Genomic DNA, 15,829 nt, shown 5'->3' with positions numbered 1-15,829 from the left:
AAACTCTGCCGATCCGGCTTGCCAGCCCGCACCCCGGCTGGCAAAGGCGCCCGGCTATGCCGATGGAAAAAACGTTCGATCCCGCCGCTATCGAAGCGAAATGGGCCCATGAATGGGAAAGCCGCGGGCTGTTTCGCCCCGCGCGTCCCGACGCGACACCCTTCACGATCGTCAATCCGCCGCCGAATGTCACCGGCGCGCTGCACATCGGCCATGCGCTCGACAATACGTTGCAGGACGTCCTCGTCCGCTACGAACGTCTGCGCGGCAAGGATGCCTTGTGGGTCGTCGGCATGGACCATGCCGGCATCGCGACGCAGATGGTCGTCGAGCGCCAGCTCAACGAACGTCAGCAGAAACGCACCGATTTCACGCGCGAGGAATTCGTCGACAAGGTTTGGGAATGGAAGGGCGAAAGCGGCGGTCAGATCACGCGCCAGCTCCGCCGTCTCGGCTGTTCGATGGACTGGAGCCGCGAGCAGTTCACCATGGACCCGCATTTCACCAAGGCAGTGGTCAAGGTGTTCGTCGACCTGCACAAAAAGGGCCTGATCTACCGCGACAAAAGGCTCGTGAACTGGGATCCCGCGCTCAAGACCGCGATCTCTGACCTCGAAGTCGAATCGCACGAAGTACCGGGCCATATGTGGCACTTCAAATATCCGCTCGCGGGCGGCGAGACCTACACCTATGTCGAGCGCGACGCCGACGGCAATGTCGTGCTTCAGGAAGAGCGCGACTATATTTCGATCGCGACGACGCGCCCCGAAACGATGCTGGGCGACGGAGCGGTCGCGGTGCATCCCGATGACGAGCGCTATCGGCCCATCGTCGGCAAATATTGCGAGATCCCCGTCGGCCCGAAGGAACATCGGCGCCTGATCCCGATCATCACCGACGAATATCCCGATCCCCATTTCGGATCGGGCGCGGTCAAGATCACCGGCGCGCATGACGAAAACGACTATGGCGTCGCGCAGCGCAATGGCATTCCGATGTACCGGCTGATGGACGAGGTCGCGGCGATGCGCGTCGATGGTGTGCCCTATGCCGAAGCTGCCGCGCGCGCGGTCGAGATCGCCAAGGGCGCGAGCGCGACCCCGGCCGAAATCGATGCACTCAACCTTGTGCCCGAGGAATATCGCGGTCTCGATCGCTATGAAGCGCGTAAGCGCGTCGTGGCGGACATCGATGCCGAGGGCTTGATGGTCAAGGTCGAGGACAAGCTGATCATGCAGCCGTTCGGCGACCGCGGCGGCGTGGTCATCGAACCGATGCTCACCGACCAATGGTATGTCGACGCCGCCACGCTGGCGCAGCCGCCGATGGCCGCGGTGCGCGACGGGCGCATCAACATCGTGCCCAAGACGTGGGAAAAGACCTTCTTCAACTGGATGGAGAATATCCAGCCCTGGTGCGTCTCGCGCCAGCTCTGGTGGGGCCACCGGATTCCGGCCTGGTATGCCGAAGATGGCCGCATCTTCGTCGCCGAAACCGAAGAGGAAGCACAAGCCGAAGCGGGTGCAGGCGTTGCGCTTACGCGCGACGAGGACGTGCTCGACACCTGGTTCTCTTCCGCGCTATGGCCTTTCGCTACGCTCGGCTGGCCCGAAAACACCGACCTTTTGAAGCGCCACTACCCCAATGACGTGCTCATCTCCGGCTTCGACATCCTCTTCTTCTGGGATGCGCGCATGGCGATGCAGGGCATGGAATTCATGGGCGACGTGCCGTGGAAGACGCTTTACCTGCACGGCCTCGTCCGCGCGCCAGATGGCGCGAAAATGTCGAAGTCGAAGGGCAATGTCGTAGATCCGCTCGGGTTGATCGACCAATATGGCGCGGACGCGCTGCGCTTCTTCATGTCGGCGATGGAAAGCCAGGGGCGCGACATCAAGATGGATGACGCACGCCTCGCGGGCTATCGCAATTTCGCGACCAAGCTCTGGAATGCGGCGCGCTTCTGCGAAGCCAATGGCATTTCGGCGTCGACCAGCTTCGACGCGCCCTCCGCGACCTCGCCGGTCAACCGCTGGATCATCGGCGAAGTCGCCGCGACCGTCGCCGCGATGGAAACGGCGTTCGCTGCCTATCGCTTCGACGAGGCCGCAAATGCGATCTACAGCTTTGCGTGGGATCGCTTCTGCGACTGGTATCTCGAACTGATCAAGGGCGCGATCGACGACGAGACAAAGGCCGTTGCCGGTTGGGTGCTCGACCAGATCCTTGTCATGCTCCACCCCTTCATGCCCTTCATCACCGAAGAGCTGTGGACGGGGCTCGGCGACCGCGCAGATTATCCGCTGATCACGGCAAAATGGCCTGCGCCTGCCGCAGCGCGCGACGCCGATGCCAGCGCCGATATCGACTGGCTGATCAAGCTCGTCAGCGAACTTCGCACCGCCAAAGCCGAACTCGGCCTGCCCCCAGGTGCCCGCCTGACCGCGCATTTCCCGGCGTCGCTCAAGAGCCGCTCAGAAAAGCTGGCCGCACAACTCGACCGCCTTGCGCGTCTTGAGAGCGTAAGTTTCGACCCCGCACCCGGCGGCGCGTCAGCCCAGCTCGTCGTCGAGGGCGAGACGATTACCGTTCCCCTTGAAGGCGTGATCGACATCGCCGCCGAACGCGACCGCCTGACCAAGGCGCTCGCCGCCGCCGCCAAAGAACGCGACGGCCTTGCCGGACGCCTGAACAACCCGTCGTTCGTCGAACGCGCCAAACCGGAAGCGGTCGAGAAGGCCCGCGCCGATCACGCCGCCAAGGAGGCCGAGGCCGATCGCCTGACCGCCGCACTGGCGCGACTGGGGTGATGCGCGGGTTGCAGCTTCTGGCAGTGACAGTGGGGTTGTTTCTGACCGCCCCGCTTGCTGCCGGACAGGTGACCCCGCACACACCGTCGGTCGGTAGCGCCGAACGCACCGCGATCCTGACGGCGCTGCGCACGCATCCCGACATGCGCTTCACCTTTCGCCATCTGCGCGTCTGGAACGATGGCAGCCGCGCGATCGCTTACGCCGAAGGCGACAATGGCATCATCGGCGGCTTCAAGATCATCCTGACCCGCGACGGCGCCGCAGCATGGACCGTCATCTGGGGCGAAGGCGACGGCGGCAGCAACAGCTGCATCGCCGGCGCGCGCCACTATCGCTGGGCACTCGATCTGATCGCATCCCATCACGCGCAGCCCGATGCGCTTTTCCCCGGCATCAGCGCACAGACGCGCGAACTCGAACAGATGGCAAAGGACGATCCCGACTCCGATTGTGTCGGCGATCTCGAAGGCGGCCCTGCGTGACCGAAGAAATCCCCATCACTCCCACCCCTGTCGCAGCCGCCGCGGACCCCGCTGCCAGCCCGGTCCCGCCGCGCCAGACCGCGCGCGGCGGCGGACGGATGGACCTGACCAGCGGGCCGATCACCAAGACGCTGATCCTCTTCGCGCTGCCCACGCTCGCCTCCAACATTCTCCAGACGCTGTCGGGATCGGTGAACTCGATCTGGGTCGGACAATTTCTAGGCAATAGCGCGCTCGCGGCGACCGCGAACGCGAACATCATCATGTTCCTGATGTTCGGCGCCTTTTTCGGTTTCGGCATGGCGGCGACGGTGCTGATCGGCCAATCGATGGGCCGCGGCGATATCGATGCCGCGCGCCGTGCAACCGGCGGCGTGATCGGTCTTGCCCTGATCTTTTCGGTCGTCATCGCGATCCTTGGCTGGTTCGCATCCGACCGCATCCTGCGCTGGCTCGAAACCCCGCCCGAGGCCTTTGCGATGGCGCACGACTATCTGCGCGTCACCTTCCTCGCAGTACCCGCGTCGATGCTCTCGGTCACGCTGATGATGGCATCGCGCGGCGCGGGCGATGCCGTGACGCCGCTGCGGTTCATGATCCTCGCGGTGGTGCTCGACATTCTGTTCAACCCCGTGTTGATCCTCGGCCTCGGCCCCTTCCCGCGGCTCGGGATTGCGGGCAGCGCGCTCGCGACCGCCGTCGCGGGGACGATCAGCCTAGCGGGTATGATCGGCTGGTTCTACGCGAAGAACCATGTCCTCCGCCTGCGCGGGCACGAACTCTCCTATCTCATTCCCAAATGGTCGGAGCTTCGCTTCATCATCGGTCGCGGCCTGCCGATGGGCGCGCAGATGCTCGTCATTTCGGGCGCCGGGCTCGTCATGGTCGGTCTCGTCAATCGCGAGGGACTCGTTACCGCCGCCGCCTATGGCGCGACATTGCAACTCTGGAACTATATCCAGATGCCGGCGCTCGCGGTCGGCGCGGCGGTCAGTTCGATGGCGGCGCAAAATATCGGCGCCGGGCGCTGGGACCGCGTATCGTCGGTGACGAACAGCGGCATCGCGATCAACCTGGCGATGACCGGGGTATTGATCATCCTCCTCCTGATCTTCGACCGCACCGCGCTCGCGCTCTTCCTCGGCAGCGAAAGCCCGGCGATCGACGTCGCACGCAATATTCAGCTTATCGCGACCTGGACTTTCCTGCCCTTTGGCACGACCATCGTCCTTATCAGCACGCTGCGCGCCAACGGCTCGGTCGTGCCGCCGCTCGTCATCCTGTTTCTGTCGATGTTCCCGATCCGCCTCGGCATATATTATTTCGGCTACGCGCCCGTCGGCAGCGACATTCTCTGGTGGAGCTTCCCGCTCTCGTCGCTCGCGTCGCTGGCGATGGCATGGGCGATCTATCGGCGCGGAAACTGGCGCCGGACGTTGCCCCAACCAAGCTCCTGAGGCGCGTTCCGCTTTCGACCAAGACGCGCGCAGCTTCGACTGGCGTCCCGGCGCCCGCTAGCCATCGACCGGTATTTGCCGCTAAAGCATCGTCAATGAACATGACAAACCGCAAGGACGCGCTGCGTGACCAGCGCGCGAAAATGCTGGCGACGGACCCCGACTGGCGCGCCTCGGACGCTCGCGTCAACCCGCGCGTCGCGATCGGTTCGATCATTGCGATGTGGGTGATCTATTTCCTGATCACCACTGTCCTCGCGATGCTGACAGGCGCGCCCGAGCAGTGGACGTCGGCAGGGCGGCGCGCCGTCGTGGTGATCGCGGGCATTCTGTGTACCTTCGTCCTTTACCAGCTACTCCAGCGGGCCCAGCCGCAAAGCTTCGGTGCCCGCCTTGCCGCGGCCATGGGGGCGGCCGTTCCGCTCGTCATCATCTATGCGACGATCAATCTGCTCGTCTTCTATTACTGGTTTCCCGTGGCTGACAGCGCCAAGCTGATCGAGGAGATGCAGGGCAAGTACCCGGGCGCATGGGAAATGATGCTGATCCTCGACAGCTCGATCCGCTGGTATTTCTTCTTTGCCGTTTGGGCGGCGCTCTATGTCGCGTTCGGCTATGCCAACGAAATGCGCGCGGTCGAACGGCGCGCAAACCATTTCCGGATCGAGGCGCAAACTGCGCAGCTGCGCGCGCTCCATTATCAGGTCAATCCGCATTTCCTGTTCAACACGCTCAATTCGCTGTCGACGCTCGTTCTCAAAGGATCGAAAAGCGAGGCGGAGACGATGATCATGAATCTGGCTTCCTTCCTGCGATCAAGCCTTGCCGTGGATCCCGAACAACTGGTCAGCCTCGACGAGGAAATCGCGCTCCAGCGGCTCTATCTCGATATCGAGCAGACGCGCTTCCCTGACCGCCTGCAGGTCGAGGTCGCAATGCCGAAGGAACTGGAAAACGCCTGCGTTCCCGTCCTGATCCTGCAACCGATCATCGAAAATGCGATCAAATATGGCGTGGCACCCAGCAAGGGGAAGATCGCGATCCGCCTGCAAGCCAGCGCCGAATATGGCCTGCTGATTGTGCGCGTCGAAAATGACATCGACCCAAAGGCGCCAACCCCCGCTTCAGGTACCGGCCTTGGCCTCGGCAATGTTCGCGAACGCCTGCTTACGCGCTATGGTCCCACCGCCGGATGCGAATGGGGGCCTTCGGATAACGGCGGATTTGTCGTATCGCTCTGGCTGCCATTGGCACGGGAGGCCTGCTGACTCATGATCCAAACGCTCCGGACCCTGATCGTCGATGACGAGCCGCTTGCTATCGAACGGCTGCAAATCCTTACCGGCCAACAGGACGGCATTTCGCTCGTCGGGACCGCCAGTGACGGTGCCTCGGCGCTTCGCATGGTCGACGCACTCGCGCCCGATCTGGTGCTCTGCGATATCGCGATGCCCGATCTCAACGGGCTGGAGGTTGCCGCCGCAATCGAAGGATTGAACAATCCGCCCGCTGTCGTCTTCGTCACCGCCTTTGATCGTTATGCCGTTGCCGCCTTCGATGTCGCGGCGGTCGACTATCTGCTCAAGCCGGTGTCCCCCGATCGCCTGGCGCGCGCGCTGTCGCGCGTGCGCGAATGGCGCGCGACCGAACGGTCACCAGCGCAAAAAAGCAAATGGATCAACGAGTTCTGGGTTCAGAACCGGGGCGAGATGCTGCGCATCGACGCGGGCCAGGTCGACCTGATCGAGGCGGAGCGCGATTATATGCGCCTCCACGTCGGCGGGCGAAGCTGGCTGATCCACCAGACGATCAAATCATTGGAAGCCCGCATGAACCCCGACCAATTCATGCGCATTCATCGATCAAAAATGATCCGCCGAGAAGGAATCATCGGATTGAAGCATCATGGCGATGGCGCATGGAGCGTCGATCTCGGCGAAGGCGGCGTGCATCGCATCGGCCGCACCTATCTCCACGATGTAAAGGCGATCATGCACGCCTGAAAAAAGGGCGGCCATGCCACCGGGGCATGACCGCCTTTCAGGGTCGCAAACTGGCGGGCCCTTCAGGGCGCGGCGACGACAAGAGCGCCGCGATCAGCCAAAAGTGCTTTTTGCCCGCTGAACAGCTCAGCAAGCTGGGTGTCGGCTCCGCGGCTGGCGGCGACTTCGCAACTGCGTACATCGGCGCGCTCGGCCAGCGTTCTGCGGCTGTTCGAACTGCAGACCTGACGGATCGCCATTTTGACGCGACCCGTCAGCCGGTCGCGGCCCTTTTCGCTGGACAGGTTGAGATCATCGTAACGAACGGTGACACTCTGCTGATCCTTGTCCGAAGGCGATGCCGCGGAAGGTGCGATGAGCCCGGCCGCGACCAACGGCGTCGCGAGCAGGATGAAAGAAAATTTCGCCATGGGGGAGTCCTCTCGTCAAAAGGATGCGGAATACCGGTTGGCGGACCGGGGAGACCGTTGCCCGATATCCCGCAAAGGGGTGATACTCCCTAGACGTCACGAGAATCGCGTTTGGATCGATCGGGGCGAACCACCGCTCGATTTGCAGACGAAGGACGTTAATCCGTCGACGAACGGCCGACCGGGGGACAACATCATAACGATGGGTTTGCGCCGGATGTACGATCAGGGTGATATTTCCGGATAACAACGAAACTATATTGCGCTATAAGCAGCCTTATGCAGGTTCGATTGTTCCGCTGGTCGATACTGGTGCTTGCCGGCCTCGCCGGCGGCATGGCGCTGGGCGAGATGGCAGCGGGATCGCGGGCGGGCATCGACAGCCACGAGCCAGCATCTTATTCGCACCTCAGCGCCAATCCGGATGCATTGATGCCTCAGGCTGATGGCGCTGCGCCGTGCCTTGACTGCGCGGACAGCTATGGTGTCGCAGTAAAGCTGCGCGCAAATCGCGATCGCAGGATGAGCGACGAGTTTCGTGAACTAGGAGCTGTGGACGTCGATCCGCCGGCAAGTGCGTATCCGGACGACGGCTATCGCTTTGGCGGACGCTTTCCCGACGCACCGCATGAGGTGGTCGTGGACCAGCATCCCGCTCCGGGCACCCTGGCTCCTCCCCCCTCGCCCGCCGACAGCTTGGTCCAGACGGCGGCGAAGGATTGAGGCGTCAGCGCGGCGGCGTTGCCGGCGCGGCGCAACGGGTGGTGTCGCCGGCCTTGCACGCCGCGACGTCGGCTTCCCACTTCATCCGTTCTTCGGCCGACATGGCGGCGACACGCGCCTTCTCGGCCTCATAGACCGCCGTTTCCTCGCTGAAGACCTGCTGGTCGTGCGCGACCTGCTGCTGCGCCGCCGACACTTCCTGTTGATAGGTCGTATTGTCCGACTTGGCACGCGACGCCTGTTCGGCATTGAGCCGGGCAGTGTTCGCGCGTTCTTCCGGGGTGGTGCCATCCTTGGCGGGTTTTTCCGGTGCCGCCGCGTCGGGCGTCGCCTGGAAAGCTGCGGCCTGACCGGAGGCGAGCAACGCGAACGCGGCGGTGGCCGCCCAAATCTTCATGGTCATTGACGCATCTCCTTCAATCGATAGGTCTGCCGCTCAAACGCTTTGGCCTGTGGCGCGTTCCCGCTGGCGAATTGACCTCGTCACGGGCAATCGCCATGCTGGACATTCCCTTCATGTCCGATCGGCCGATCATTTGCCAGCGTCACCGAAGCATCCCCTCAATCGCCCGGTATTTTTCACGCCGCTCGCGGTGCTTCTCGCCGCCGTCATCCTCAGCCTGTGGCAAGGTGCAGCCGTGGTTTCGGCCGAAACGGCGATCAACGATTGGATATTGCTGAATTTTTCGCCGCTTTTCGCCTGGGCGGGGATCTGCTTTCTGGCGCTCCTCGCCGGCATCGCGCTGTCCCCGCTGGGCGGACGGGTCATCGGCGGGCCGGGCGCGAAACCCATATTGACGCGCTGGCGCTGGTTCGCCGTCACGCTTTGCACGACGATCGCTACCGGCATCCTCTTCTGGGGCGCGGCCGAGCCGCTGTTCCATCTCAACGATCCGCCTGCGATGCTCGGGCTACAGCCCGGCAGCGACGCCGCCGCGACCTTCGCCATGTCGACGATGTTCCTCCATTGGACGCTGACGCCCTACGCAATCTACACGGTCGCTGGGCTTGCCTTCGCGCTCGTCTATTACAACCGCCGCGATCCGTTCAGCCTGTCATCGCTTTTCGTTCCCCTGCTCGGCCAACGCGCCCACGGCCCGGTCGGAACGGGGATCGACATCATCTGCCTCTATGCGCTGGTCGCCGGGATGGCGGCATCACTGGGCGCCGGACTGCTCGCGATTGCGGGCGGGATCGAGGGGATCGGCGGCTTTGACGGCGGAACGGCCCTCCGCTGGGGTATCGCAGCGGCGATCGTCGGCAGCTTCCTGCTCTCCGCCGCGACCGGACTGCAAAAGGGCATCGCCGGCCTTTCGGTGCTAAATACTTGGATTTTCTTCCTAATTATTGCCTTCGTCCTGCTCGCAGGTCCCACGGCCGATATGTTCGACCTCTCGCTACGCGGCACTTTCGACTACTTCCAGACCTTCGTCCCGCGTAACCTCGGCCTCGATGTCGATACCGGCTGGCACCGGCAATGGACGATCTTCAACTGGGCGAACTGGTTTGCTTGGGCGCCAGTGACCGCACTGTTCCTCGGCCGCCTTGCGGTCGGATACAGCGTGCGCGCCTTCATCCTCTATAATCTGATCCTGCCGTCGCTGTTCGGCGCAGTGTGGATGACCGCCATCGCCGGAGCGACGATCGCGTTCGACCAACAAAGCGGCGCCAGCCTATACGCCATCCTGACCGCGCAAGGCCCCGACCCGGTGCTGTTCCGGCTGTTCAGCGCGCTCGGCGGCGGTCCGGTGGTTGCCGGGATCGTGCTGTTCGCGATCTTTCTGTCCTATGTCGCCGGCGCCGACGCCAATGTGTCGGCGATGAGCGCGCTGTCGACACGCGGCATTACGCCCGACGCGCCCGAAGCGCCGCTTTGGGTTCAGGCAGTGTGGGGCATCACGGTCGGGCTCGTCGCAATCGTGCTGGTTGCCGGCGGAGGCATCGACGGCATCCGCATGATGTCGGTTCTCGGCGGCTTTCCCGCGCTGTTCGTCATTATCGGTGCCGCGATGTCGCTGGCGGTGATGGCGGTACGGGGACGGCGCGAAGCCGCCCCCGCCCAGTCCTGAGAAAGGGGTCTCAGGACTACCAGATCCGTGTGCGTTCCTCGGGCTTCAGATAATATTTGGCGCCCGCGGCGACGCTGAATGCCTTGTACCACGCATCGACGTTGCGCAACGGCCCGATAATGCGCCAGCGTGCGGGGCTGTGCGGATCGCTCGCGACCTGTTGCTTGATCGCATCCTCCCGCTGCTTCGTCCGCCATGCCTGCGCAAAGGCTAGGAAAAAGCGCTGGTCGCCGGTCAGGCCGTCAATCACGGGCGCGGGCTTGCCCCCGAGCGAACGACGATAGGCGTCATAGGAGACCTCCAGCCCCGCCAGGTCGGCGATATTCTCGCCCATCGTCAGGTCCGGATTGATGAACGAGCCCGGGGCGGCTTCATAGGTCGCATATTGCGCGCCGAACGCCTTGGCCTGCGCATCAAATCGCGCTGCGTCCTCCGGCGTCCACCAATCGCGCACCGCGCCCTCGGCGTCGATCTTGCGCCCCTGATCGTCAAAGCCGTGGGTGATCTCATGACCGATCACTGCGCCGATCGCGCCATAATTGACCGCATCGTCGACGCTTTCGCTGAAATAGGGCGCCTGCAGGATGCCGGCCGGGAACACGATCTTATTCTCGAGGCCGCCGTTATAGGCGTTCACTTCCTGGGGGTTCATCGACCATTTCTTGCGGTCCACGGGTTTGTTCAGGTCCGACAGTGCATAGGCATATTCGAATGCCGCGCTGCGCTTCACATTGCCGTAAAGATCGGCGGGATCGATCTTCAGCTCTGAATAGTCGCGCCATTTGTCGGGATAACCGACCATCACGTCCATCTTCGCGAGCTTCGCCAGCGCCGCTTCCTTCGTCGCAGGTGCCATCCAGCTATTGTTCCGGATGCGGTCGCCCATCGCGAGCTTCAGGTTGGTGACCAGCACCTCCATCTTCGCCTTGGCGCTCGCGGGGAAATATTGCTTGGAATAGGTTTCGCCGACCAGTTCTCCAAGGCTGCCGTCGACAAGCGTCAGGCCGCGCTTCCAGCGCGGACGCAGTTCGCCGACCCCGCTCAGTGCCTTGGTATATTCAAACCGGCTGTCGACGAAGGCCTTCGACAGATAAGGCGCGGCATTGTCGGCGACGTGGAATTGCTGCCACAGCTTGATCGTGTCGAGCGGCGTCTTGGCATAGAGCGCGGCAATGTCCCGGATCGCGGTGTTTTCGTTGACGATGATGCGCTTTTGCGGCGCGATGCCGGATCCTTCGAACCAGGCCTTCCAGTCGAGCCCTGGCGCATATGCGGCAAGCTCGTCCGACGACATGGGGTTGTTGATCTTGCCGATGTCGCGGCGATCGGCGATTGCCCAGCTCACCTTGGCAATCTCGGTCTCGAACGCCATGATGTTGTCGGCGGCCTTTTCGGCGTCAGCATTGCCCGCCATCTTCATCGTCCGCGCGATATAGGCGCGGTACGCATCACGCTGCGCCTTGAAGCTATCGTTCAGATAATAGTCCCGCTCGGGAAGTCCCAGGCCACCCTGCCCCAGCCAGAGCACGTTGACGGTAGGATCAGCGGTGTCGGCATAGGGACCGCCGCCGACGATCGTCGCGCCGAATGTCCCCTGAGTGCCGCCCATGAAGCGCGCCATTTCGCTCTTGTCCTTGATCGCGGCAACTGCAGCGATATCGGCCAACAATGGCTTGGCGCCGAGCGCATCAACTCGCGCCTCGTCGAGGAAGCTCTGGTACAGCCCGCCGACCTGGCTTGTCGCGGGCGCGCCCGACACGACGGCGCGCAGTTGGCGCTGGGTCAGGTTGTACACGTCATAATCGACACCGGCGGAAGCCTGGTCGGACGGGATTTCGGTACGCGCGAACCAGCCGCCGTTGGCGTAGCGATCAAAATCGTCGCCGGGCTTCACCGACGGATCGCGCGCGTCCAGGTCGACGCCCCATTTGCCAAAGGTCAGCGCCTTGAGCGAGCCTTCGCCGGCGCCTGCCCCTTCGTCGGCCATAGCGACCAGCGATACGGGACGCTTCGCATCATGCGCGACCGTTGGGGTTGCCAGGCCGGCCGCAATCGCCAGCGTGGCGCCCCCCAATAACATCTTCTTCATTCTACGTCTCCTTGCTCCCCATCTCTGAACGTCAGAGACGCCCGCAGAGCAAATGGGTCAAGCGAGTGCATGACGTTTGGTCGAACTCTTTGGCATGTTGGTGGAAAGAGTACTGGCCGCGTCCCGCATTGCAGCGCGGCGCGGCGCACCCTATTTATGGATCAACCGCGCAAAACCGCACTTGCGCCCCTAGAACAAATCTGGAACATACCTCTCCCATGAGTCTCACCCACATTAAAGTGCGCGGCGCGCGCGAGCATAATCTCAAGGGCGTCGACGTCGACCTGCCGCGCGATGCGCTGGTCGTCATCACCGGCCTGTCGGGCAGCGGAAAATCGTCGCTCGCGTTCGACACCATCTATGCCGAGGGTCAACGGCGCTACGTCGAGAGCCTGTCGGCTTACGCCCGCCAGTTTCTTGAAATGATGCAAAAGCCCGACGTCGAACATATCGACGGCTTGTCGCCGGCCATCAGCATCGAGCAGAAGACGACGAGCCGGAACCCGCGTTCGACCGTCGCGACGGTCACCGAGATATACGACTATATGCGCCTCTTGTGGGCGCGCGTCGGCATTCCCTATTCGCCCGCGACGGGCGAGCCGATTTCGGCACAAACGGTCAGCCAGATGGTCGATCGCGTGATGGAATTGCCCGAGGGGACGCGCGCCTATTTGCTCGCGCCCGTCGTGCGCGGCCGCAAGGGCGAGTATAAGAAGGAACTCGCGCAGTGGCAGAAGGACGGCTTCACGCGCGTTCGGATCGATGGCGAGTTTTACGAGATCGGCGAGGCGCCGGCGCTCGACAAGAAGTACAAGCATGACATTGAAGTCGTCGTCGACCGGGTCGCCGTGCGCGAGGGTCTTGGCACGCGGCTCGCCGACAGCTTCGAGACTGCACTGAAGCTCGCGGAAGGGCTCGCCTATGTCGACCTTGCCGACGGCCCGGTCCCGGGGCGCGAGGAAGAGGATACCGGCGGCGCTATGAAGGGCGCAGGCATCCCGGCGAACCGGCTGATCTTCTCCGAGAAATTTGCCTGCCCAGTCTCGGGCTTTACGATCGCAGAGATCGAGCCACGGCTGTTCAGCTTCAACGCGCCGCAAGGCGCCTGCCCCGCATGCGACGGCCTTGGCGAGCGTCAGGAATTCGATCCCGACCTCGTCGTCCCGAACCATGCGCTGTCGCTGAAAAAGGGCGCAATCGTACCGTGGGCGAAATCGAACCCGCCCTCGCCCTATTATATGCAGGTGCTCGAAAGCCTGGGCAAAGCTTATGGTTTCGACCTCACGACGCCGTGGCAGGATCTGCCGGGCGAAGTGCAGCTCATCATCCTCTATGGCAGCGGGGGCAAACCCGTCGAGCTGACCTTTAAGGACGGCAAGCGCACTTATACGACGCACAAGGCGTTCGAGGGCGTTATCGGAAACCTGAACCGCCGCCTGCTCCAGACCGAAAGCGCGTGGATGCGCGAGGAGCTGAGCAAATATCAGGCGCCGCATCCGTGCGAGACATGCAATGGCGCGCGCCTCCGCCCCGAACCGCTCGCCGTGAAGATCGCGGGCGAGAATATCAGTATGTCGGCGCAACGCTCGGTCGCCGACGCGCTCGGCTGGTTCAGCACGCTCGACGAAAAGCTGAACGACACGCAGCGGCAGATCGCCAAGGCGATCCTTAAAGAGATCAACGAGCGGCTTGGTTTCCTCAACAATGTCGGGCTCGACTATCTCAATCTCAACCGCACATCGGGCACGCTGTCAGGCGGCGAAAGTCAGCGCATCCGCCTCGCCTCACAAATCGGCAGCGGACTGTCGGGCGTGCTCTACGTGCTCGACGAACCAAGCATCGGCCTCCATCAGCGCGACAACGACCGGCTGCTCGCGACGCTGAAGCGCCTCCGCGACCTCGGCAACACCGTCATCGTGGTCGAGCATGATGAGGACGCGATCCGCCATGCCGATTATGTCGTCGACATGGGCCCAGGCGCGGGACTTCACGGCGGCGAAATTGTCGCCGAGGGGACGCTCGAAGAGGTGCTCGCGAACACGAAGAGCCTGACCGCGGCTTACCTCACGGGCGCGAAGAAAATCGAAGTGCCGAAGCATCGCCGCAAGGGCAACGGCTTCGACCTCGTGCTCAAGGGGGCGCGCGCGAACAATCTTCAGAATGTCACCGCCAAGATCCCGCTCGGCACCTTCACCTGCGTCACCGGCCTGTCGGGCAGCGGCAAGTCGAGCCTGATCATCGACACGCTTTACGCCAGCGCGGCGCGCGTCCTCAACGGTGCGCGCATGGTCGCGGGGCCGCATGACAGCCTGAAGGGGCTGGAACATTGCGACAAGGTGATCGACATCGACCAGTCGCCGATCGGCCGCACTCCCCGCTCGAACCCCGCGACATACACGGGCGCCTTCACGATCATCCGCGACTGGTTCGCGGGACTGCCCGAAAGCCAGGCGCGCGGTTACAAGCCCGGGCGCTTCAGCTTCAACGTCAAGGGCGGGCGCTGCGAGACCTGCACCGGCGACGGGCTGATCAAGATCGAGATGCACTTCCTGCCCGATGTTTATGTGACGTGCGAGACGTGCCACGGCAAACGCTACAACCGCGAAACGCTGGAAGTGAAGTTCAAGGGTCACAGCATCGCCGACGTGCTAGACATGACGGTCGAAGATGCCGCCGAATTCTTCAAGGCGGTGCCCTCGATCCGCGAAAAGATGGCGATGCTCGTCCGCGTGGGCCTCGGCTATATCAAGGTCGGGCAACAGGCGACGACGCTGTCGGGCGGCGAAGCGCAGCGGGTGAAGCTGGCGAAGGAATTGTCGCGCCGCTCAACCGGACAGACGCTCTACATCCTCGACGAACCGACCACGGGCCTGCATTTCGAGGATGTCCGCAAGCTGCTCGAGGTGCTGCAGGCGCTCGTCGATCAGGGCAATAGCGTCGTGGTGATCGAGCATAATCTCGATGTCATCAAGACTGCCGACTATATCCTCGACCTCGGCCCCGAAGGCGGGGTCAAGGGTGGCGAAATCGTCGCTGCTGGAACGCCCGAGCAGGTGGTGAAGGAAAAGCGCAGCTTTACCGGGCAGTATCTGGCGCCGCTGCTGGAGAAATAGGTGGGGAAGAGCTAAAAGCGCGCATGGTTTGCAGCGGGAGTTTCATGCGATGCCCCTCGATCTTGTACGCTATGCCCTTCCCTGCATCGCCGCGCTGTTGGCGACTCCCGCAACCGCTGCAGTTCCGCCCTCGCCCGAAAGGGCGCTCGAAGCTTATGTAGATGGATTGCGAACCGGTCGGGTCGAGCGATTGCAGGAGCTGTTCCTGCCCGACGGGCAATTCTGCACGCTGGCCGAAGGCAACGCATCGCCGGTCGATTGCAAGCGCTTCGCCGAGGTACTCGCGAGCTGGGCGGCGCGGCCCGATCCGTCCGCAACCGGGCGCGTTCTCGGTCGCTACGATGCGACGCCCTCGATGAGCGCGATCACCTATGAACTGCATTTCGGCGGTGACCGTTACCTTGACCAGCTCCTGCTCTATCGCACCGAAGCCGGGTGGCGCGTCGTCGCCAAGACCACTGCGGTCCGGTGACTCAGCCAGATCCGGCAGGCGCATATGATGCGTCGGTCTTGGCCAGAGCGAGTAGAGCCTTGGAATAGAAACCCCAGGTGATCACGGCGTTGCGCGGGTCAACGTGGGATTTCGCGAGGCGCGGGAGAGATGATGATAGAGAAGAATCGTTGCGCACGACGGAAGGAATGATAACGTTCCCATAGTTGAGATATGGGG

At 63.1% G+C, this 15,829-nt stretch carries 12 protein-coding genes; 9 read left to right on the top strand and 3 right to left on the bottom strand.

The annotated features are described in order from the left end of the window. Nucleotides 1-56 precede the first annotated feature (56 nt). The 5 genes from SC1_RS06520 to SC1_RS06500 all read left to right on the top strand — a co-directional run bounded on the left by SC1_RS06520 (nt 57) and on the right by SC1_RS06500 (nt 6,755). The gene (locus SC1_RS06520) at nt 57-2,810 is read left to right on the top strand and encodes a valine--tRNA ligase (protein WP_062179154.1); all 2,754 of its coding nucleotides are present in this window, start codon (nt 57-59) and stop codon (nt 2,808-2,810) included. Further along, nucleotides 2,810-3,295 carry a hypothetical protein gene (locus tag SC1_RS06515; protein ID WP_193749118.1) on the top strand — a complete coding sequence of 162 codons (486 nt, stop codon included), beginning with the start codon at nt 2,810-2,812 and terminating at the stop codon, nt 3,293-3,295. Before SC1_RS06520 ends, SC1_RS06515 begins: the two co-directional genes overlap by 1 nt. Continuing rightward, nucleotides 3,292-4,752, top strand: a complete 1,461-nt coding sequence (locus SC1_RS06510; RefSeq protein ID WP_238586595.1) for an MATE family efflux transporter — start codon at nt 3,292-3,294, stop codon at nt 4,750-4,752. Before SC1_RS06515 ends, SC1_RS06510 begins: the two co-directional genes overlap by 4 nt. A 101-nt stretch (nt 4,753-4,853) precedes the next feature. After that, nucleotides 4,854-6,020: a sensor histidine kinase gene (locus tag SC1_RS06505; protein WP_238586594.1), complete on the top strand. Its 1,167-nt coding sequence runs from the start codon at nt 4,854-4,856 to the stop codon at nt 6,018-6,020. A gap of 3 nt (nt 6,021-6,023) precedes the next feature. Then, nucleotides 6,024-6,755 (top strand): LytTR family DNA-binding domain-containing protein, encoded by a 732-nt coding sequence (locus SC1_RS06500; protein ID WP_062179146.1) that lies wholly within the window; start codon nt 6,024-6,026, stop codon nt 6,753-6,755. 62 nt (nt 6,756-6,817) lie between these two features. Here SC1_RS06500 and SC1_RS06495 read toward each other — a convergent pair whose 3' ends face one another. Beyond that, complete coding sequence (locus tag SC1_RS06495) at nt 6,818-7,165, bottom strand: UrcA family protein (protein ID WP_062179143.1); 348 nt, start codon at nt 7,163-7,165, stop codon at nt 6,818-6,820. A gap of 279 nt (nt 7,166-7,444) precedes the next feature. On the opposite strand from SC1_RS06495, the gene SC1_RS06490 reads away from it, so the two are divergent. Further along, on the top strand, nt 7,445-7,888 hold the full coding sequence (locus tag SC1_RS06490; protein ID WP_062179140.1) for a hypothetical protein: 444 nt from the start codon (nt 7,445-7,447) through the stop codon (nt 7,886-7,888). Nucleotides 7,889-7,892: 4 nt separating this feature from the next. Here the strand turns inward: SC1_RS06490 and SC1_RS06485 are convergent, their stop codons facing one another. Continuing rightward, nucleotides 7,893-8,291: a hypothetical protein gene (locus SC1_RS06485; protein ID WP_062179137.1), complete on the bottom strand. Its 399-nt coding sequence runs from the start codon at nt 8,289-8,291 to the stop codon at nt 7,893-7,895. Nucleotides 8,292-8,424: 133 nt separating this feature from the next. On the opposite strand from SC1_RS06485, the gene SC1_RS06480 reads away from it, so the two are divergent. Beyond that, nucleotides 8,425-9,957: a BCCT family transporter gene (locus tag SC1_RS06480; protein WP_062179136.1), complete on the top strand. Its 1,533-nt coding sequence runs from the start codon at nt 8,425-8,427 to the stop codon at nt 9,955-9,957. Between the two features lie 16 nt (nt 9,958-9,973). Here the strand turns inward: SC1_RS06480 and SC1_RS06475 are convergent, their stop codons facing one another. Next, nucleotides 9,974-12,046, bottom strand: a complete 2,073-nt coding sequence (locus SC1_RS06475; protein WP_062179131.1) for a M13 family metallopeptidase — start codon at nt 12,044-12,046, stop codon at nt 9,974-9,976. A 218-nt stretch (nt 12,047-12,264) separates the two neighbouring features. Between SC1_RS06475 and uvrA the strand changes: the two genes are divergently transcribed. Together uvrA and SC1_RS06465 are read left to right on the top strand one after the other, a co-directional pair. Continuing rightward, entirely contained in the window at nt 12,265-15,159 is a 2,895-nt protein-coding gene (gene uvrA / locus SC1_RS06470; RefSeq protein WP_062179128.1) for an excinuclease ABC subunit UvrA, read from the top strand. Between the two features lie 49 nt (nt 15,160-15,208). After that, nucleotides 15,209-15,631, top strand: a complete 423-nt coding sequence (locus SC1_RS06465; protein WP_152682313.1) for a nuclear transport factor 2 family protein — start codon at nt 15,209-15,211, stop codon at nt 15,629-15,631. The last annotated feature ends 198 nt before the right edge of the window (nt 15,632-15,829 follow it).

Source organism: Sphingopyxis sp. C-1 (assembly GCF_001047015.1).
Taxonomy (GTDB): Bacteria; Pseudomonadota; Alphaproteobacteria; order Sphingomonadales; family Sphingomonadaceae; genus Sphingopyxis.
Note: the sequence above shows the minus strand (reverse complement) of the source record. Positions and strands in the feature narration are given on the sequence as shown.